This is a genomic window from Polaromonas sp. YR568 (assembly GCF_900116715.1).
GTDB lineage: Bacteria > Pseudomonadota > Gammaproteobacteria > Burkholderiales > Burkholderiaceae_C > Polaromonas.
In genome coordinates, this window is sequence record NZ_FPBM01000001.1 from 852,839 (window position 1) to 870,702 (window position 17,864).

At 63.8% G+C, this 17,864-nt stretch carries 18 protein-coding genes; all 18 read left to right on the plus strand.

What is annotated here, in order from left to right; translation table 11 throughout:
* The first annotated feature begins 6 nt into the window (after window positions 1-6).
* The 18 genes from BM408_RS04135 (at window position 7) to BM408_RS04220 (ending at window position 17,735) form a co-directional block, all read left to right on the plus strand.
* Entirely contained in the window at window positions 7-687 is a 681-nt protein-coding gene (locus BM408_RS04135; protein ID WP_092127089.1) for a DUF1989 domain-containing protein, read from the plus strand.
* A gap of 52 nt (window positions 688-739) precedes the next feature.
* Complete coding sequence (locus tag BM408_RS04140) at window positions 740-1,018, plus strand: hypothetical protein (protein WP_092127091.1); 279 nt, start codon at window positions 740-742, stop codon at window positions 1,016-1,018.
* Between the two features lie 52 nt (window positions 1,019-1,070).
* The gene (locus tag BM408_RS04145; RefSeq protein ID WP_092127093.1) at window positions 1,071-1,490 is read left to right on the plus strand and encodes a hypothetical protein; all 420 of its coding nucleotides are present in this window, start codon (window positions 1,071-1,073) and stop codon (window positions 1,488-1,490) included.
* 112 nt (window positions 1,491-1,602) lie between these two features.
* Window positions 1,603-1,932 (plus strand): hypothetical protein, encoded by a 330-nt coding sequence (locus tag BM408_RS04150; protein ID WP_092127095.1) that lies wholly within the window; start codon window positions 1,603-1,605, stop codon window positions 1,930-1,932.
* 8 nt (window positions 1,933-1,940) lie between these two features.
* Window positions 1,941-3,104 (plus strand): TolC family protein, encoded by a 1,164-nt coding sequence (locus BM408_RS04155; RefSeq protein WP_092127097.1) that lies wholly within the window; start codon window positions 1,941-1,943, stop codon window positions 3,102-3,104.
* A gap of 36 nt (window positions 3,105-3,140) precedes the next feature.
* Window positions 3,141-4,532 carry a multicopper oxidase family protein gene (locus tag BM408_RS04160; RefSeq protein ID WP_092127099.1) on the plus strand — a complete coding sequence of 464 codons (1,392 nt, stop codon included), beginning with the start codon at window positions 3,141-3,143 and terminating at the stop codon, window positions 4,530-4,532.
* Between the two features lie 56 nt (window positions 4,533-4,588).
* On the plus strand, window positions 4,589-5,092 hold the full coding sequence (locus tag BM408_RS04165) for a cupredoxin domain-containing protein (protein ID WP_092127101.1): 504 nt from the start codon (window positions 4,589-4,591) through the stop codon (window positions 5,090-5,092).
* A 27-nt stretch (window positions 5,093-5,119) separates the two neighbouring features.
* Window positions 5,120-5,599: a DUF411 domain-containing protein gene (locus BM408_RS04170; protein WP_092127103.1), complete on the plus strand. Its 480-nt coding sequence runs from the start codon at window positions 5,120-5,122 to the stop codon at window positions 5,597-5,599.
* A gap of 11 nt (window positions 5,600-5,610) precedes the next feature.
* Window positions 5,611-5,910: a copper-binding protein gene (locus BM408_RS04175; RefSeq protein ID WP_092127105.1), complete on the plus strand. Its 300-nt coding sequence runs from the start codon at window positions 5,611-5,613 to the stop codon at window positions 5,908-5,910.
* Between the two features lie 153 nt (window positions 5,911-6,063).
* Entirely contained in the window at window positions 6,064-7,455 is a 1,392-nt protein-coding gene (locus BM408_RS04180) for a TAXI family TRAP transporter solute-binding subunit (protein ID WP_092127387.1), read from the plus strand.
* Between the two features lie 220 nt (window positions 7,456-7,675).
* On the plus strand, window positions 7,676-8,656 hold the full coding sequence (locus tag BM408_RS04185) for an ABC transporter permease (protein ID WP_092127107.1): 981 nt from the start codon (window positions 7,676-7,678) through the stop codon (window positions 8,654-8,656).
* A gap of 89 nt (window positions 8,657-8,745) precedes the next feature.
* Window positions 8,746-10,329: an ABC transporter substrate-binding protein gene (locus tag BM408_RS04190; protein WP_092127109.1), complete on the plus strand. Its 1,584-nt coding sequence runs from the start codon at window positions 8,746-8,748 to the stop codon at window positions 10,327-10,329.
* 160 nt (window positions 10,330-10,489) lie between these two features.
* A complete protein-coding gene (locus BM408_RS04195) occupies window positions 10,490-11,407 on the plus strand; it encodes an ABC transporter permease (RefSeq protein ID WP_092127111.1) in 918 nt (305 codons plus the stop codon).
* A gap of 14 nt (window positions 11,408-11,421) precedes the next feature.
* Window positions 11,422-12,399, plus strand: coding sequence for an ABC transporter ATP-binding protein (locus BM408_RS04200; RefSeq protein ID WP_092127113.1), 978 nt, complete (start codon window positions 11,422-11,424; stop codon window positions 12,397-12,399).
* A complete protein-coding gene (locus BM408_RS04205; RefSeq protein ID WP_092127115.1) occupies window positions 12,396-13,436 on the plus strand; it encodes an ABC transporter ATP-binding protein in 1,041 nt (346 codons plus the stop codon). The genes BM408_RS04200 and BM408_RS04205 overlap by 4 nt, the downstream gene beginning before the upstream one ends.
* Window positions 13,437-13,508: 72 nt before the next feature.
* Complete coding sequence (locus tag BM408_RS04210) at window positions 13,509-14,711, plus strand: M20 aminoacylase family protein (RefSeq protein WP_092127389.1); 1,203 nt, start codon at window positions 13,509-13,511, stop codon at window positions 14,709-14,711.
* A 25-nt stretch (window positions 14,712-14,736) separates the two neighbouring features.
* The gene (locus BM408_RS04215) at window positions 14,737-15,834 is read left to right on the plus strand and encodes a M14 family metallopeptidase (RefSeq protein ID WP_092127117.1); all 1,098 of its coding nucleotides are present in this window, start codon (window positions 14,737-14,739) and stop codon (window positions 15,832-15,834) included.
* A gap of 77 nt (window positions 15,835-15,911) precedes the next feature.
* Complete coding sequence (locus tag BM408_RS04220; protein WP_175541674.1) at window positions 15,912-17,735, plus strand: sensor histidine kinase; 1,824 nt, start codon at window positions 15,912-15,914, stop codon at window positions 17,733-17,735.
* The last annotated feature ends 129 nt before the right edge of the window (window positions 17,736-17,864 follow it).

Genomic DNA, 17,864 nt, shown 5'->3' on the forward strand with positions numbered 1-17,864 from the left:
TATCCCATGACCGCATCCGCCCCCTCATCGGCTCCACCCCGAACACTCCACATTCCCGCCGGCCACGGCAAGGCCGTGCGCCTTCAGGCCGGCCAGGCCGTGAAGGTGGTCAACACCCACGGCACCCAGGTGGTCGATTGCTGGGCTTTCAACGCCTACGACCTGAACGAATTCATGTGCATGGAAAACACCCGCGTGTGGAACCAGCGCCTGAACCCCATCGTGGGGGATTCTTTCGTCACCAACCAGCGGCACCCCATCCTCACCGTGGTCGAAGACACTTCGCCCGGCGTGCATGACACCTTTATGGCCGCCTGCGACCGCCGCCGTTATGAGCTGCTGGGCGTGAAGGGCTACCACCGCAATTGCTGCGACAACATGTTTGAAGGCATGTTCGCGCTGGGCCTGACGCCACCGCGCGCCATCCTCGCCTCGTTCAACATCTTCATGAACATCCAGGTGCAGCCCGACGGCATCACACTCAAGACGCTGCCCACGGTGACCAAGGCCGGCGATTCGATCACACTGCGCGCCGAGATGGATTGTTTTGTGGCGTTTTCCGCCTGCCCGCAAGACATCGTGAAGATCCAGGGCGCGGGCGACAACACACCCAAACCGGCCGACCTGGAAATCCTGCACAGCGCGCCCGGCCTGCCGGTGAACGGGCCCTGGGTTCCGCAGCCCTGAGCCGGCGCGTGGCCGGGCCGGCTCAGGCGGGACGGGTTCTTACAATCGGGGCATGACACCTCAACACCAGCTGGACGCCATCAGCACCGCCTTGCAACAGTTGCGCAGTGACACCCTGGGCGCGGCCGCGTTCTCGCAACTGGCGGCGCAGCAGCACATCCTGGCGGCCGCCCTGCCCGGGCGCTTTAATGACGTGCTGTCGCAGTTGCTCAACGGGCTGGAGTCCAGTGCGCTGTTCTCCGAAGAAAGCTGCTCCTTCAGCCAGAAGGATTTGCTGGACAGCCTGCAGCTGTGGGTCGACAAGGCCGGGCTGCAGCTGCAAAAGAACTGAACAGCGTCCATTCGACAGGAACTTTTCCGGCCCACGCCGCTCAGTCATCACCATGCGCCACCTGCTCCTCGCCCTTTTGATTGCCCTGCTGCCTTTGCGCGGCTGGGTGGGCGACGCGATGGCCACGCAGATGGCGGCCGGACAGATACAGCATTCGCAATCCCAAGAACAGGGCCAGCACCACGGCGCCTTGGCGGCAGACCATTCTGGCCATGAAGAAACGGCGGAGGCGCCACAAGCGCCACAGGCAGCCGAGCCGGACTGCGCAGGCCACAGCTCGGGCGAAAGCACCCACATGGCCGACGGCCACTGCGAGTCCTGCGCTGCTTGCCAGGCTTGCAACACGGTGGCGCTGTCGCTGATGGAGACTAGCCCGAACCCCGTTTTCAAATCCACGGCCCAGCCCCGCCTGGCTGCCGACTCATTTGCCAGTGCCGACGCTGCACTGCGCCAAAAACCACCTATTTCCTGATCTCCAGGCCCGTAGTGGGTCTGTACTTGCCCTCCAGCGCAGCCCTTTGCGGCTAAACGCGCTGGCCCTGCGATGCCCGCCATCGCACCCGCATGTATTTCAGGAGATTTTTGTGAACACTCACGCCTCTATTTTTAACCCGCACGCATGGCTGCTGGCCGTGCTGCTGCCCGCGGGGGCTGCCCATGCGCAGACTCCCACAACCTATCCCCGGCTCGACCCCCGGCCCACCGAGCTGGCGGCCGACCCCGCCGCGCCGGCGCCGCCGGCCTTGTACACGTCGGCCTTTGCCGGCCTCCCCAGCGGCGTGGAGCCGGCCCTTGATGACTGGAAAAAAGCCAATGCCGCCGTGGGCCAGTTCCCGCGAGGCCATGCCGACCTGCTGAAGTGGGAGCAGGCCCAAAGCGCCCAGCCCGCGGCGCCCGCCGCCCAAAAACCATGAGGCCGGGCATGAATACCTTCTTCATTCGCGGCCGCACCAGGCTGCGGCAGCCCGGCGCGCTGGCCTTGCTGTTTCTGACACTCACGGCACGCGCGGCCGTGCCTTTCGACGGCGGCGTGAGTGGCCTGGAAGCGCTGGCCCAGGGCCAGGCGTCCGGCCCTGTGGCCATCGCGCGGCCGGGCATGGATTCTGGCGCGGCCATCGCACCCTTGCTGGCGGCCGGCCCGCTCAGCGCCGACACGGCGGTGCGCATTGCCCTGCTCAACAACCCCGGTCTGCAGGTTTCGCTGGCCGCGCAAGGTGTCAATATCTCGGATGCCGCGCTGCCCGGCAGCCCGGACAGGCGCAAGGCCGGCCAGGACATCCTTTTGCTGTCGGCACAGACGCGCAAAGCCTGGACACGCGCCGTGGCGGCCGCACAGATAGCCCGCCTGGCGGCCGAGGCCAAAGACAGCGCCGGAGCCGCAGGCGAACTAGCCCGCCGCATGGCGCGCGCCGGCAACTGGAGCAAGCTGCAGCAGGCGCGTGAACAACTGCTGCTGACCGATGCCGCGGCACAGCTCGCGCGCGCCCGGCAGGCGGCGTTCAGCGAGCGTGAAAAACTCATCGTGGTGCTGGGCCTGTGGGGCGCACAAACCGGCTTTGAGCTGCCGGACCGCCTGCCCGACCTGCCGGAACAGCCCCTGGAATTGCCAGGCGTGGAAAGCCGCGTGCTGCAGCAGCGCCTGGACCTGCAACTGGCGGCTGCGCAGTGGGCACAGCAACGCAGGGCCAGGCGCGAACCCGGCGCCGAGGCGCTGTGGGATGCAATGGGCAATGCAGCCCGCGTGCGCGAACTGGCGGTGAAAGCCCGCAGCGAGGCACGTGAGGCCTACCAGGCTTATCGCACGGCTTGGGACCTGGCGCAGCACTATGAAAAGCAGGTACTGCCTCTGTCGTCCTTCATCAAGGACGAGACCCTGCTGCGCTACAACGGCATGCTTGCCAGCGTCTTCGAGTTGCTGGCCGAGGCGCGCGCACAAACCCAGGCCGCGGGCGAAGCAGTCCAGGCCAGCCGCGACTTCTGGCTCGCCGACGCCGACTTGCGCGCCGTGCTGGCCGGTGCGCCTTACGACGCGGGTTCCGGCGTGCCGGCTGAGCGTCCATCCACCAACGCAGCGGCCGCGCACTGAAGCCGGGCGCCACCCACCGAATCCCAAGGACTTTTTATGAACCGACGACATTTTTTCAACCGCGCGGCGACGGCAGGCATGAGCGCCGTGGCCGCCGCCTCCGTCAGCAAGGCGGCCATGGCCGCGCTGCCCGAGCCGGCCGCCATGGCGCATGCCAACACCGCCGCACCCCTTATGCCGCCCAATGGCCGGCCTTACAACCCGGTCGTCACCCTCAACAGCTGGACCCTGCCCTGGCGCATGAACAAGGGCGTGAAGGAATTCCACCTGGTGGCCGAACCCGTGGTGCGCGAAATGGCGCCCGGCTTCAAGGCCAATATGTGGGGCTACAACGGCCAGAGCCCCGGCCCGACGATTGAGGTGGTGGAAGGCGACCAGGTGCGTATCTTCGTCACCAACAAGCTGCCCGAACACACCACCATCCACTGGCACGGCCAGCGCCTGCCCAATGGCATGGACGGTGTGGCCGGCTTGAACCAGCCGGCCATTCCGGCGGGCAAGACTTTTGTCTACGAGTTCACGGCGCGCCGCCCCGGCACTTTTATGTACCACCCGCACGCCGACGAGATGACGCAGATGGCCATGGGCATGATGGGTTTCTGGGTAACGCACCCCAAAGAAAAGCATCCGCTGATTGAAGAAGTGGACCGCGACTTTGTCTTTCTGCTCAATGCCTACGACATCGAACCCGGCAGCATGACGCCAAAAATCATGACCATGCTGGACTTCAACTTGTGGAGCTGGAACAGCCGCATCTTCCCGGGCATAGACCCGCTGGTGGTGCGCAAAAATGACAAGGTGCGCATTCGCGTGGGCAACCTCACCATGACCAACCACCCCATTCACCTGCATGGCCATGAATTCACCGTGACCGGCACCGATGGCGGGCCTACGCCCCGAGCGTCGCGCTGGCCGGAGGTGACGGCCGACGTCGCCGTGGGCCAGATGCGGCAGCTGGAGTTTCTGGCCGACGAGGAAGGCGACTGGGCCTTCCATTGCCACAAGAGCCACCACACCATGAACGCCATGGGCCACAACGTGCCCACCATGATCGGTGTGGACCACCGCGGCCTGGTCCGGCAGATCCAGAAATCCGCGCCCGACTACATGGTGATGGGTGAGCGTGGCATGGCCGACATGGGTGAGATGCAAATGCCCCTGCCCGACAACACCACACCCATGATGACGGGGACGGGCCCGTACGGCGGCGTCGAGATGGGCGGCATGTTCAGCATGCTCAAGGTGCGCAAGGACCAGAAGCCCGGCGACTACAGCAACCCGGGCTGGTACCGGCAGCCGCCCGGCACACAGGCCTTTGAATGGACAGGCGGTTTGCCTGAGCCAGAGCGCGCCAGGGCGGGCAGCGCCACAGCGGCGCCGGCTGCCGAAGTCCAGATACGCAAGCCTTCAGGCCATGGCAGCCACTGAACCGATTCATCCAACCGACTCATCCGCTCTATATTCATCACTGATCAAGGAACACCATGAAATTTCAATCCGCGCTCAAACTGATAACCGCATGTGCTTTATCCATCCTGGCTACGGCCGCTTTTTCTCATGGCGATGAAGCCCATCCGGCAAAACCGCCCGCCGCGGCCAAAAAAGAACAAAAGCCCTGGGGCATCGCCGGTGACGACAAATCGGTCACGCGCACTGTGACGCTGACCATGACAGACAACATGCGCTTTTCGCCTGACAAGCTGTCCTTCAAGCAGGGTGAGACCGTGCGCTTTGTAATCCGCAACCAGGGCAAGCTTTTGCACGAGCTGGTGATAGGCACCAAACCTGAGCTCGACGCGCACGCCGCGATGATGGTGAAGTTTCCGGGCATGGAGCATGACGAGCCCTATATGGCTCATGTGCCGGCCGGCAAGTCGGGCGGCTTGGTCTGGACTTTCAACCGCGCCGGCGATTTCGACTTTGCTTGCCTGATTGCCGGCCACTATCAGGCGGGCATGGTGGGCAAGATCACCGTGACGCCCCGCTGATTTCATAAAGAACAAGGAGTACACAAGATGCAAAGACGGCAACTTATTCAGGCGATGGCCGCCCTGACCGGCGCCACGGCCATCACCCCGACGCTCTTGGCCCAGGCCAAAACCCCGGTCGAAGTCTGGAAAGACCCCGACTGCGGCTGCTGCAAGGACTGGGTCGCGCACCTGGAGGCCAACGGCTTTGAGGTGCGCGTGCACGACAGCGGCAACACCGCCGCCCGCACCCGCCTGGGCATTCCGCAAAAGCTCGGCTCTTGCCACACCGCAGAAGTCGGCGCAAAAGGAAAGCGCTATGCGCTGGAAGGCCATGTACCGGCCCGCGAGATCCGCCGCCTGCTGAAAGAGCGCCCGCCAGCCATAGGTCTGGCCGTGCCCGGCATGCCGGTCGGCTCGCCGGGCATGGACGCGCCCATTTACGGCGGGCGCAAGGACCCGTATGACGTGCTGCTTGTCAGCCCCGACGGCAGCAGCCGTGTGTACCAAAGCTATCACCGCGGCTGAAAGGATTCACCATGAAACGTGTTCATCAAATCCTCGCCGCACTGCTGGCCACGCTGGCGGCATCTCTTGCCCTGGCGCAAGCCACGCTGCCGCCGACAGAAGGCGAAGTCCGCAAGGTCGACAGGGAGGCCGGCAAGGTCACGCTCAAGCATGGAGAAATCAAGAACCTGGACATGCCGGGCATGACCATGGTGTTTCAGGTGAAGGACACTGCGCTGCTGGAGAAGGTCAAAGCCGGCGACCAGGTGAGCTTCACTGCGGACAAGGTCAACGGCGCCTATACGGTGATGTCCATCGAACCCCGTCAGTAGCCAGACTCGCCAAAAGGGTCTCAGAACGATCTGGTTCATTTGCTATTCTTTTGGTAGCTGCTTACGCCTGTATCTATTGGTCTATGGGTCATTTTTACCAATAGAAAAGCTTTAAAAGCCCGGCTGACACCCCCGCATGCTATGGTTCAGCGCATGCCAAAAACCATACGCTACACCTTGCTGTCGCTGCGCGATCTGTGGGTCTCCGCCGGGCCTTTTATCCTGCTGGCCGTCGCCTTGCTGGCGCTGGCCTACTGGTGGCTGGACCCGAACCCGCCCAAGCGCGTCACCCTGGCCACCGGCCCGGCGCAAAGCGCTTATGAAGAATTCGGCAAGCGCTACGCCAAGGCGCTGGCGGTTGAGGGCATTGAAGTCGTCCTGAAACCCTCGGAAGGCTCGGCCGCCAACCTGCAGCTGCTGCGCGAAGGCAAGGTCGACGTGGGTTTTGTGCAGGGCGGCACCAGTGACTACACCGACCAGGACGAAGAAGACCTGGCCTCGCTTGGCAGCCTGTTTGTGGAGCCGCTGTGGCTGTTTTACCGCGAAGACGCCGCCCGCAAAGTGGCTGCGGCTGCGCGGGCCGCCAAAGCGCCCGGCGCCCGTGCGGCCGGCAAGGCCGATCCGGCCGAAGACGCCAGCCTCAGCGCGCTCACGCAACTGCAGGGCCTGCGCGTCAACCTGGGCACGCCGGGCAGCGGCGTCCCCAGCCTGATGGGCAAGCTGCTGGAAAGCAACCGCATCGATCCGGCGACGCTGAAGATATCGCGGCTGGAGCAAACGCCCGCCACCGTGGCCTTTCTGGGCGGCGAGCTGGATGCCATCGTGTTCGCATCAGCCCCCGAATCGCTGATGGTGCAGATGCTGCTGCAAACGCCCGGCGTGAAGCTGATGAACTTCTCGCAGAGCGAGGCTTACTCCCGGCGCTTTGCCTTCCTCACCCCCACCCGCCTGCCGCGCGGTGTGGTGGACCTTGCGGCCAATATTCCGCCCGACGACGTGCAACTGGTGGCGCCCACCACCTCGCTCATCACACGCACCGGCACCCATCCCGCTCTGCAGCAACTGCTGGCCCAGGCCGGCAATGACATCCATGGCGGGGCCGGCTGGTTCAAGAGCGCCCGCGAATTCCCCAACCGCGACAACAGCGAGCTGCCGATCGCCAAGGAGGCCGAGCGCGCCATCAAGAACGGCACGCCGGTGCTGCAGCGTTACCTGCCCTTCTGGGTGGCCAACCTGGTCGAGCGCATGTGGCTGGTGATGGGCATCATCATCGCCGTGATGCTGCCGCTGTCGCGCATCATCCCGCCGCTGTACGCCTTTCGTGTGCGTTCGCGCATCTTCCGCTGGTACGGCCAGTTGCGCGACATTGAAACCCGCGTGGACAGCAGCGGCGACAACAGCAGCACCAATAAAGCCCTGCTGGAAGAACTCAACAAGCTGGAGAGCCGGGCCGAAAAAATCACCGTGCCGCTGTCCTACACCGACGAGCTGTACGCGCTGCGCGCCAACATCCACCTGGTGCGCAAAAAACTGCTGAGACTTTGAGCCGGGGCGGGGCATCGCAGGCTGCGGCGCACCCGCACTGAAAAAGGCGGGGCGGCCCCGGCATGGGGCACGCGTGACAAATCAGAGACAAATCGGGCTGAAAACGAGGGTGAAAATTGCCGCGAAGGCGAGTTTCTTTAGCCTTGAAGTAAACCCTGTGTCGGCACAGCAATTGCTCTGCTAGCATCGTCCGATACTTTTTTCCTTGACTTCTAAGCTAATGTTTGCTTTTGTTTTGCGCCGGCTGATCCAGGCCGCGATCGTCATGGTCGTGGTCGCCCTGATTGCCTTCATGCTGTTTCAGTATGTGGGCGACCCGGTGGTGTTCCTCCTGGGGCAGGACGCCACACCCGCGCAAATCACGCAGCTGCGCGCCGACCTGGGCCTGGACCGGCCTTTCATCGTGCAGTTCTGGCATTTCCTGGTCAATGCGGCGCAAGGGGAGTTCGGCCTTTCTCTGCGGCAGGGCGCGAAGGTCTCGCGCCTGATTGCCGAGCGCTTTCCGGCCACGCTGGAGCTGGCGGCCGTGGCGGCCTTGATGGCGCTGCTGATCGGCATCCCGATGGGCGTGTATTCGGCGCTGCGCCGCGGCTCCTTCCTGAGCCAGGTGTTCATGACGGTCTCTTTGCTGGGCGTGTCGCTGCCGACCTTCCTGATCGGCATCCTGCTGATCCTGGTGTTTGCCGTGGGCCTGGGCTGGTTCCCGAGCTTCGGCCGCGGCGAGACGGTGCAGATCGGCTGGTGGACCACCGGCCTGCTCAAGGCCAAGGGCTGGCACCACATCGTGCTGCCGGCGGTGACGCTGGCCATCTTCCAGCTCACGCTGATCATGCGGCTGGTGCGCGCCGAAATGCTGGAAGTGCTGCGCACCGACTACATCAAGTTTGCCCGCGCCCGCGGCCTGCCCAACCGGGTCATCCATTTCGGCCATGCGCTGCGCAACACGCTGGTGCCGGTGATGACCATCACCGGCCTGCAGCTGGGCGGGCTGATCGCCTTTGCCATCATCACCGAGACCGTGTTCCAGTGGCCGGGCATGGGCCTGTTGTTCATCCAGGCCGTGACCTTTGCCGACATTCCGGTCATGGCGGCCTATCTGTGCCTGATTGCGCTGATTTTTGTGGTCATCAACCTGGTCGTCGACCTGCTGTACTTCGCGGTCGACCCCAGGCTGCGCATGACCACCGCCGCAGGCCACTGATTCAGGCCACTGATGCCGCCGGCCGCAAACCACCTTTTTTACCCCCGCAAGTCCTCAGCCTTTTCCATAGCTTCCATAAGGAGTTCCTGATGAAATTCAAGCCTAGCCTGTTCTCAGCCGCCGTGTTCTGTGCGGTAGCCGCTACAAGTTTTGTAGCGTCCGCGCAAACCCTGCGCGTCGCCAACCAGGGCGATTCGCTGTCGATGGACCCGCACTCGTTCAACGAGTCGCTGCAACTCAGCGTAACGGGCAATACCTATGAAGGCCTGGTCATCCGCAACAAGGACCTGAGCCTGGCGCCGGGCCTGGCAACGTCATGGAAGCAGACTTCGCCCACCGTGTGGCGCTTTGAATTGCGCAAGGGCGTGCTGTTCCACGATGGAACGCCGTTCACCGCCGACGACGTGGTGTTCAGCTTCAACCGCACGCAGGCGGAAGGCTCGGACATGAAGAGCTACACCAATGATTTCAAGGAAGTCCGCAAGATCAACGACCACGTGATCGAGATTGAAACCAAGACGCCCTTCCCCATCCTTCCGGACGTGATTTCACTGGTCTACATGATGAGCAAGAAGTGGTGCGAGACCAACCAGGCCACGCGCCCGGTGGACCGCCGCAAAGGCATTGAAAACGCCGCTTCCTTCCGTGCCAACGGCACCGGCCCCTACCGTGTACGCGAACGCCAGCCCAATGTGCGCACTACCTTTGTCCGCAACGGCAACTACTGGGGCAAGATCGAGGGCAATGTCCAGGAAGTGATTTACACGCCTATCGGCAACGACGCGACCCGCGTGGCAGCGCTGCTGTCGGGCGAGGTCGACGTGATGGAACCCGTGCCGGTGCAGGACATCGAGCGCGTGAACGCCAACGCGGCCACCAAGGTGCTGGTCGGCCCTGAAATGCGCACCGTATTCCTGGGCATGGACCAGAAGCGCGACGAGCTGCTGTACTCAAGCGTCAAGGGGAAAAACCCGTTCAAGGACAAGCGCGTGCGCCAGGCCTTCTACCAGGCCATCGACATCGACGGCATCAAGAGAACCGTGATGCGCGGCGCCTCCAGCCCGACAGCCCTGCTGATTGGCCCCGGCATCAATGGCTTCCAGCCCGAACAAAACAAGCGCCTGCCTTTTGACCCGGAAGCGGCCAAAAAGCTGATGGCGGACGCCGGCTACCCCAACGGTTTTGAGCTGACCATGAACTGCCCGAACGACCGCTACGTGAACGACGGCCGCATCTGCCAGGCCGTGGCGGCCAACCTGTCGCGCATCAACGTGAAGGTCAACCTGCTGGCCGAAACCAAGGGCACCTACTTTCCCAAGGTGCTGCGCCGCGACACCAGCTTTTACCTGCTGGGCTGGACGCCGGCCACCTATGACGCCCACAACGCGCTCAATGCGCTGGTCGCCTGCGTGGACGACAAGGGCGCCGGCCAGTTCAATCTGGGCGCGTACTGCAACCCCAAGGTTGACGAGCTGACGAAGAAGATCCAGTCCGAAACCGACAAGACCAAGCGCAACGCGATGATCAAGGAAGCCTTTGACATTCACAGCGCCGACGTCGGCCACCTGCCGCTGCACCAGCAGTCGCTGGCCTGGGGTACGACCAAGAAGGTCGAGCTGGTTCAGCTGGCCGACAACTTCATGTTCTTCAAGTGGATGACTATAAAAAAGTAACCCCTGAAAGGTAGCACCCCCCTGTTGCCTTTTCGCTTCGCGTAACGGCCTCTCCCCTACAGGGGACAACAGCTGCGGCCCGGCAAAGCCGGTTCCGCGCTGTTCTGGCACAGGTCTCGCTTTGCTCGACCCTTGATAACACGGACTGCTCTTCCTTTTGATGAAAAAAATTCTTGCACGCTGGCTTGACAGCGATGTGGGCCACAGCTTTCGCACCTCGCCGGTGGCGATGGTGGCGGCTGCCATTGCGCTGGTTTGCGTTTTCTGCTCGGTGTTTGCCGGCTGGGTGGCGCCGCATGATCCTTTCAACCTGGCCACGCTGGAGCTGAGCGATGCGCGCCTGCCGCCGGCCTGGAGCGCGCAGGGCAGCAGCAAGTACCTGCTGGGCACCGACGACCAGGGGCGCGACATTTTGTCGGCGCTGATGTATGGCGCCCGCATTTCTCTGGTGGTGGGTGTCGCGTCGGTCATCCTGTCGACGCTGGTCGGGGTCTCGCTGGGCCTGCTGGCGGGCTTTCGCGGCGGCTGGATAGACGCCGCCCTGATGCGTGTGTGCGACGTGATGTCGTCCTTCCCGCCCATCCTGGTGGCGCTGCTGATCGCCGGCGTGGGCCGCGCGGTGTTTCCGGATGCCAGCCAGTTGCTCGCCATGGGCGTGCTGATCCTGTCCATCTCTATGGGCCAGTCCGGCTGGGTGCAGTACGCGCGCACGGTGCGCGGCTCCACGATGGTGGAGCGCGGCAAGGAATATGTGCAGGCAGCCCGCGTGACGGGTGTGGCGCCCCTGCGCATCATGCGCCGCCACGTGCTGCCCAATGTACTGGGGCCGGTGCTGGTGCTGGCCACCATCCAGGTGGCCACAGCCATCATCACCGAAGCCACGCTGTCTTTCCTGGGCGTGGGTGTGCCGCCGACCTCGCCGTCGCTGGGCACGCTGATTCGCGTGGGCAACGACTACCTGTTCTCGGGTGAGTGGTGGATCACAGTGTTTCCGGGGTTGATGCTGGTGCTGATAGCGCTAAGCGTGAACCTGCTGGGCGACTGGCTGCGTGATGCCTTGAATCCGCGCCTGCGGTAATAGTGAATTCGAAAATGAGTCTTCTGCAAATCAAGAACCTGATCGTCGAGTTTCCGAACCGGCGCGGCACGCTGCGCGCGCTGGACGACATCTCGTTTGACATCGCGCCCGGTGAAATCCTGGGCGTGGTGGGCGAATCGGGCGCGGGCAAGTCATTGACGGGCGCCGCCATCATCGGCTTGCTGGAGCCGCCGGGCCGCGTGGCGAGCGGCCAGATCCTGCTGGAGGGCGAGCGCATCGACAACCTGCCCTATGAGCGCATGCGCCATATCCGGGGACGCAAGATAGGCGCGATCTTCCAGGACCCGCTCACCTCGCTCAACCCGCTCTACACCATAGGCCGGCAGCTGGTGGAAACCATTCAGGCCCACCTGCCGGTGACGGCGCAGGAAGCCAGGCGGCGGGCCATTGACCTGCTCAACGACACCGGCATTCCGGCGGCCGCACAGCGTATTGACCACTACCCGCACCAGTTTTCAGGCGGGATGCGCCAGCGCGTGGTGATCGCCCTGGCGCTGGCGGCAGAGCCCAAACTGATCGTGGCGGACGAGCCGACGACGGCGCTGGACGTGTCCATTCAGGCGCAGATCATCACGCTGCTCAAAAACATCTGCAAAGACCGCGGCGCAGCCGTCATGCTGATCACCCACGATATGGGCGTGATTGCCGAAACCTGCGACCGGGTGGCCGTGATGTACGCCGGGCGCATCGCCGAGATCGGGCCGGTGCACCAGGTGATCAACCAGCCCTCACACCCCTATACCGCCGGCCTGATGGCCGCGATTCCCGACATCACGGTGGAACGCGAGCGCCTCTACCAGATCGACGGCGCCATGCCGCGCCTGAACGCGATTCCACAGGGCTGCGCCTTCAATCCGCGCTGCCCCAAGGCCTTTGACCGTTGCCGGCAGGACAGGCCGGACCTGATGGCGGCCGGCGCCACCCGTGCGGCCTGCTGGTTGCATGACGTGCAGGCGGGGGTAGCCGTATGAGCGAGCGCCTGAACCCGGAAAACACGCAAAAGGCGGCAAGCACCGGCGCACCTTTGGTCCAGGCCCACGATCTGGCAAAAACCTTCGACGTATCGCCCCCCTGGCTCAACCGCGTGCTGGAACGCAAGCCAAGGCTCCTGCTCAAGGCCGTCGACGGCGTGAGCTTCGAGATTGAAAAAGGCAAGACGCTGGCGCTGGTGGGCGAATCGGGCTGCGGCAAAAGTACTGTGGCGCGGCTGCTGGTGGGACTTTATGAACCCACACGCGGCGGCCTGACATTTGACGGCCAGGATGCGCATGCGGTGTTCAAGACACCAGCCGGCCAGCAATTGCGCAGCCGCATCCAGATGATTTTTCAGGACCCGTACGCCAGCCTGAACCCGCGCTGGACGATTGAAGACATCATCGCCGAGCCGCTGCGCGAGCACGGCATCCTCAGCGAAGACGCAGCGCTCAAGGAACGTGTGGGCGAGTTGCTCAAGTCGGTTGGCCTGTCGCCGCTGGACATGCCCAAATACCCGCACCAGTTCTCGGGCGGGCAGCGTCAGCGCATCTCCATCGCGCGCGCGCTGGCCACCGAGCCGGAGTTCCTGGTCTGCGACGAGCCCACCTCCGCGCTGGATGTGAGCGTGCAGGCGCAGGTGCTCAACATCATGAAAGACCTGCAGCGCAAGCAAGGGCTGACTTATCTCTTTATCTCGCACAACCTGGCGGTGGTGCGCCATGTGAGCGACCAGGTGGGTGTGATGTACCTGGGACGCCTGGTCGAGCTGGCCGACAAGCACAGCCTGTTTGACAGGCCTCGCCATCCCTACACGCGCATGCTGCTGGACGCCATCCCCAAAATGCATGACACCGGCCGCGCCCGCACGCCGGTTTCAGGCGAGGTGCCCAACCCGCTTGATCCGCCCGGCGGTTGCACCTTTCACCCGCGCTGCCCGCACGCCAATGCGCGCTGCCAGAGTGAAAGGCCGGAGTTCCTGCACCTGGCCGGCGTTCGCGTGGCCTGCCATGCGGTTGAGGAAGGCCGGATCTAGAAATCAAAGGCTGGGGTGGCGCCTGCAAAACTGCGCCAGCTTGGTTACCATGACCCTTTAACGGAGAACATCGTGAAAATCATTGACTCCATCCTGGCAGAAACTGCCGAAATCGCGGCCATACGCCGCGACATTCACGCCCACCCTGAGCTGTGTTTCCAGGAAGTCCGCACCGCTGATGTGGTGGCCAAAAAACTGGAGGCGTGGGGCATTCCCATCCACCGCGGCATGGGCACCACCGGCGTGGTGGGCATCGTGCACGGGCGCGACGGCGGCGCCAGCGGCCGGGCCGTCGGCCTGCGTGCCGACATGGACGCCCTGCCGATGCAGGAATTCAACAAATTCGCGCACGCCAGCACGAACCCCGGCAAGATGCACGCCTGCGGCCATGACGGCCACACCGCCATGCTGCTGGCCGCGGCGCACCATCTCGCGAAGAACCGTGACTTTGACGGCACGGTCTACCTGATTTTCCAGCCGGCCGAAGAAGGCGGCGGCGGCGCCCGCGAGATGATCAAGGACGGTCTGTTCGAAAAATTCCCGGTGGAGGCCGTCTTCGGCATGCACAACTGGCCCGGCGCGCCGGTCGGCACCTTCGCCGTCAGCGCGGGGCCGGTGATGGCGTCGAGCAATGAATTCAAGATCACCATACGCGGCAAGGGCGGCCATGCCGCGATGCCGCACACCGGCACAGACCCGGTGCCGGTGGCTTGCCAGATGGTGCAGGGTTTCCAGACCATCATCAGCCGCAACAAAAAACCGGTGGATGCGGGCGTGATCTCGGTGACCATGATTCATGCGGGCGAAGCGACCAATGTCGTGCCGGATTTCTGCGAGTTGCAGGGCACGGTGCGCACGTTCAGCATCGAGGTGCTGGACATGATCGAAAAGCGCATGAAGGAAGTGGCCGAGCACACCTGCGCCGCCTTTGAGGCGCGCTGCGAGTTTGAGTTCACGCGCAATTACCCGCCAACCATCAACAGCCCCGCTGAAGCCGATTTTGCGCGGCAGGTGATGAAAGACATCGTGGGCGAAGGCAACGTGCTGGCGCAGGAACCCACCATGGGCGCCGAAGACTTTGCCTACATGCTGCAGGCCAAGCCGGGGGCCTATTGCTTTATCTCCAACGGCGACGGTGCGCACCGTGAAATGGGCCATGGCGGAGGGCCCTGCATGTTGCACAACCCGAGCTACGACTTCAACGACGACCTGATCCCGCTGGGCGGCACCTACTGGGTGCAGCTGGCCACACGCTGGCTGGGAACCAAGGCCTGAACGTCAACCCCATTTCCATCAAACCATGAACACACACGCGGCTTTTTCGGCCAGCTATGCGGCTGCGCGCGCCAAGTTTCTTGAGGCGGCAACGGCCGCCGGCATGACGCTTCGTTCCTACGAGCACCCACTGAAGGGCCGCGACGGCGAAACCCTGGCCATGGACGTGGCGCTGGACGGCTCGCCCGACGCCGAAAAGCTCTTTGTGATCAGCAGCGCCTGCCACGGCGTGGAGGGCTACTGCGGCTCTGGCGTGCAGGTGTATGCCGCCCACGACGCCGAATGGCGTGCCCAAGCCCGCGCGGGCGGGGTCGCGGTGCTCTACATTCACGCACTCAATCCCCACGGGTTCTCCCATGCCCGGCGCACCACGCATGAAAACGTGGATCTGAACCGCAACTTCCACGATTTCAGCAAGCCGCTGCCTGTCAACGAGCCCTACCGCGACGTCCATGCGCTGCTGCTGCCCGCGCAGTGGCCGCCCACAGCCGAGAACCAGGCCGCCATCGCGGCCCATATCGAGACCCAGGGCATGGCGCGTTACCAGGCCGCAGTGTCCCAGGGGCAGCATGAATTTGCCGATGGCATGTTCTTCGGCGGCACCGAGCCGAGCTGGAGCAACCGCACCCTGCGCCAGGTCTTGCAGACCTTCGGGCAAAGTGCGCGCCGCCTTGCCTGGATGGACTTGCACACGGGGCTGGGCCCCAGCGGTGTGGGCGAGCGCATCTTTGCCTGCAAGGACGACCCGCAAGCACTGGCGCGTACGCGCGCCTGGTGGGACGGCGGCGGCGCCACACCGGTGACGTCGTTTTATGACGGCTCCTCCAGCTCGGCGCTCCTCACGGGCCTGCTCTGGAGCGCCGTGTATGACGAATGCCCGCAGGCCGAGTACACCGGCATGGCCATGGAATACGGCACACTGCCCATCCTTGACATGATTGCCGCCCTGCGGGCCGACCACTGGCTGTACAAGCACCCTGAGGCGCCGGCCGCCCAGCACGCCGCAATCAAGCGCCAGATGATGAATGCGTTTTATGTCGATACGGACGAATGGCGAACACAAATCGTGACCCAGGCGCGGCAAGCCATGTTCCAGGCGGTGGACGGGCTGAACACGCCCTGAGCACCCAAAGGGCGGGCGACGCACCAAGGGAAAACCGCCACGATCAAGGCGCCGGACGGTCTTCTCAAGGCCGCATAATGAACTCGGGGGCTGCCACTGCGGCGGCCACTCTCCAACCCGAGGACGAAAGCCGCGCCATGCCTTCTGACGCCGACCTGCATGACCAGCTCAAGCAGCTGCAACAACAGCACCAGGCGTTGCAGGCCGACTACCGGGACCTGCAGCTTGAAAAGCAAAAGCAGGAGACGTCCGCCAACCTGTGGCTGGAGCAACGCACACGCGAACTCCAGGCCGAAGCGCGTGAGCAGAAAAAAGCCGAAACACTGCAAAGGGTTTTCTACCGCATCGCCGAACGGGCGGCGGCGGACCTCTCTTTCTACGACTTCCTGCAATCGGTGCATGGCTTGCTGGGCGAGTTGCTCTATGCGAAGAACTGCTATGTGTGCCTTTACGACGCGCAAAAACAGCTCAAGCATTTCCCGTACTACGTCGACGAACGCGACGGCGACACGCTGCAGCGCAACGACGTGCCGCGCAGCAAGGGCCTGACCGAATTTGTGCTCGACACCGCGCGTCCGCAGATCATCGACGCTGAGCGCCTGAGCGACCTCGCTGTCTCTGGCGACGTCACCCAGGGCCGCGGTGACATGACCTTCTCTTCATGGCTCGGCGTGCCCATGCATATCCGGGGCGCCGTGGGCGGCGTGCTGGCGGTGCAGGGCTATGAGCCGGGGGTGGCCTACGACGCCTCGGACGCGGACATCCTCTCCTTTGTCGCCAACCATGTCAGCAGCGCCATCGAACGCTATCAGGCGCTTGATGAGCTGCGCAAGTCAGAAGAGCGTTACCGCACGGTGATTGAAAACGTCGGCGTCGGCGTGGTGGTGGTGCAGGACGAACGCATGGTGTTCGTCAATCCCAGCCTGGAGCGCATCGTGGGCCACCCGCGGGAACACCTGCTGTCGCAGCCCTACACGGCAACGGTCCACCCCGACGACCTGCCGGTCATGCGCGAGCGACATGAACGCCGGCTGCGCGGTGACGATGTGGAATCGATGTACGGCTTTCGTGTGATCACGCAGGCCGGAGAGGTGCGCTCGCTGGAGCTTTCTGCTGTCCAGATCGAATGGGGCAAGCGCGAGGCCACGCTGATCTTCGTCGTTGACGCCACGGCACGGCTGCAGGCCGAGCTGACACAGCGCCAGACGCTGCAGCGGCAAACCGAGCTCAATGACATGAAATCGCGCTTCATCTCGGTGGCTTCACACGAATTCCGCACGCCGCTGGCTTTTATCCTGTCCTCGGCCGAGTTGCTCAAGCACTATGGCGATCGCCTGCCGGGGCCCGAAAAAGCCGAGGTGATAGACACCATAGAAACCGGCGTGCAGCGCATGACCCATATGCTGGACCGCGTCCTGCTGCTGGGCAAGGTGGAGGCGCAGATGCTGGAATTCCGGCCGGCGGAGATCAACCTGCAAGTGCTTTGCCAGAACCTGGTGGAAGACGCGCGCATCCAGCACTCCCAGGCAGGGTGCGAGCTGGCGCTGGAATTCGAGCTTCAGCCGGCGGTGGGGCTCTTCGATGAAAAGCTGCTGCGCCACATTTTCGGCAACCTGCTGTCCAACGCCATCAAGTATTCGCCGCAGGGCGGGAAAGTCCTGTTTCGCGTCTCTTCGCTGGACGAGCGGGTGGCCTTTGAAGTGGCCGACCAGGGCATAGGAATTCCGGCCGAAGAGCTTCCCCACCTGTTTGAATGGTTCCACCGGGCCAGCAATGTGGGCGAGATCCAGGGAACAGGCCTCGGTCTGGCCATCGTCAAAAACTCGGTCGACCTGCATGGCGGCAGCATTGAGGTGCGCAGCCAGGTGGGACAGGGAACCCGCTTCATGGTGAAGATTTAAGCCCGCACAGAGCAGATGCGCCGGCTGGCGCACCGGGAACGCCTTTGGAAAATCGCGGTAGCGCTATAAGATAAGCCACCAGCGCCGCCGGGATGCACCGGGATGCAAGTAGCGGCCTGGCGATTCAGG

Coding starts and splice junctions, on each gene's coding strand:
- BM408_RS04190 (WP_092127109.1), top strand. CDS start 8,746: ATGAAATTCAAGCCTAGCCTGTTCTCAGCCGCCGTGTTCTGTGCGGTA.
- BM408_RS04185 (WP_092127107.1), top strand. CDS start 7,676: ATGTTTGCTTTTGTTTTGCGCCGGCTGATCCAGGCCGCGATCGTCATG.
- BM408_RS04200 (WP_092127113.1), top strand. CDS start 11,422: ATGAGTCTTCTGCAAATCAAGAACCTGATCGTCGAGTTTCCGAACCGG.
- BM408_RS04160 (WP_092127099.1), top strand. CDS start 3,141: ATGAACCGACGACATTTTTTCAACCGCGCGGCGACGGCAGGCATGAGC.
- BM408_RS04170 (WP_092127103.1), top strand. CDS start 5,120: ATGCAAAGACGGCAACTTATTCAGGCGATGGCCGCCCTGACCGGCGCC.
- BM408_RS04140 (WP_092127091.1), top strand. CDS start 740: ATGACACCTCAACACCAGCTGGACGCCATCAGCACCGCCTTGCAACAG.
- BM408_RS04205 (WP_092127115.1), top strand. CDS start 12,396: ATGAGCGAGCGCCTGAACCCGGAAAACACGCAAAAGGCGGCAAGCACC.
- BM408_RS04155 (WP_092127097.1), top strand. CDS start 1,941: ATGAATACCTTCTTCATTCGCGGCCGCACCAGGCTGCGGCAGCCCGGC.
- BM408_RS04175 (WP_092127105.1), top strand. CDS start 5,611: ATGAAACGTGTTCATCAAATCCTCGCCGCACTGCTGGCCACGCTGGCG.
- BM408_RS04215 (WP_092127117.1), top strand. CDS start 14,737: ATGAACACACACGCGGCTTTTTCGGCCAGCTATGCGGCTGCGCGCGCC.
- BM408_RS04135 (WP_092127089.1), top strand. CDS start 7: ATGACCGCATCCGCCCCCTCATCGGCTCCACCCCGAACACTCCACATT.
- BM408_RS04180 (WP_092127387.1), top strand. CDS start 6,064: ATGCCAAAAACCATACGCTACACCTTGCTGTCGCTGCGCGATCTGTGG.
- BM408_RS04145 (WP_092127093.1), top strand. CDS start 1,071: ATGCGCCACCTGCTCCTCGCCCTTTTGATTGCCCTGCTGCCTTTGCGC.
- BM408_RS04220 (WP_175541674.1), top strand. CDS start 15,912: ATGAACTCGGGGGCTGCCACTGCGGCGGCCACTCTCCAACCCGAGGAC.
- BM408_RS04165 (WP_092127101.1), top strand. CDS start 4,589: ATGAAATTTCAATCCGCGCTCAAACTGATAACCGCATGTGCTTTATCC.
- BM408_RS04195 (WP_092127111.1), top strand. CDS start 10,490: ATGAAAAAAATTCTTGCACGCTGGCTTGACAGCGATGTGGGCCACAGC.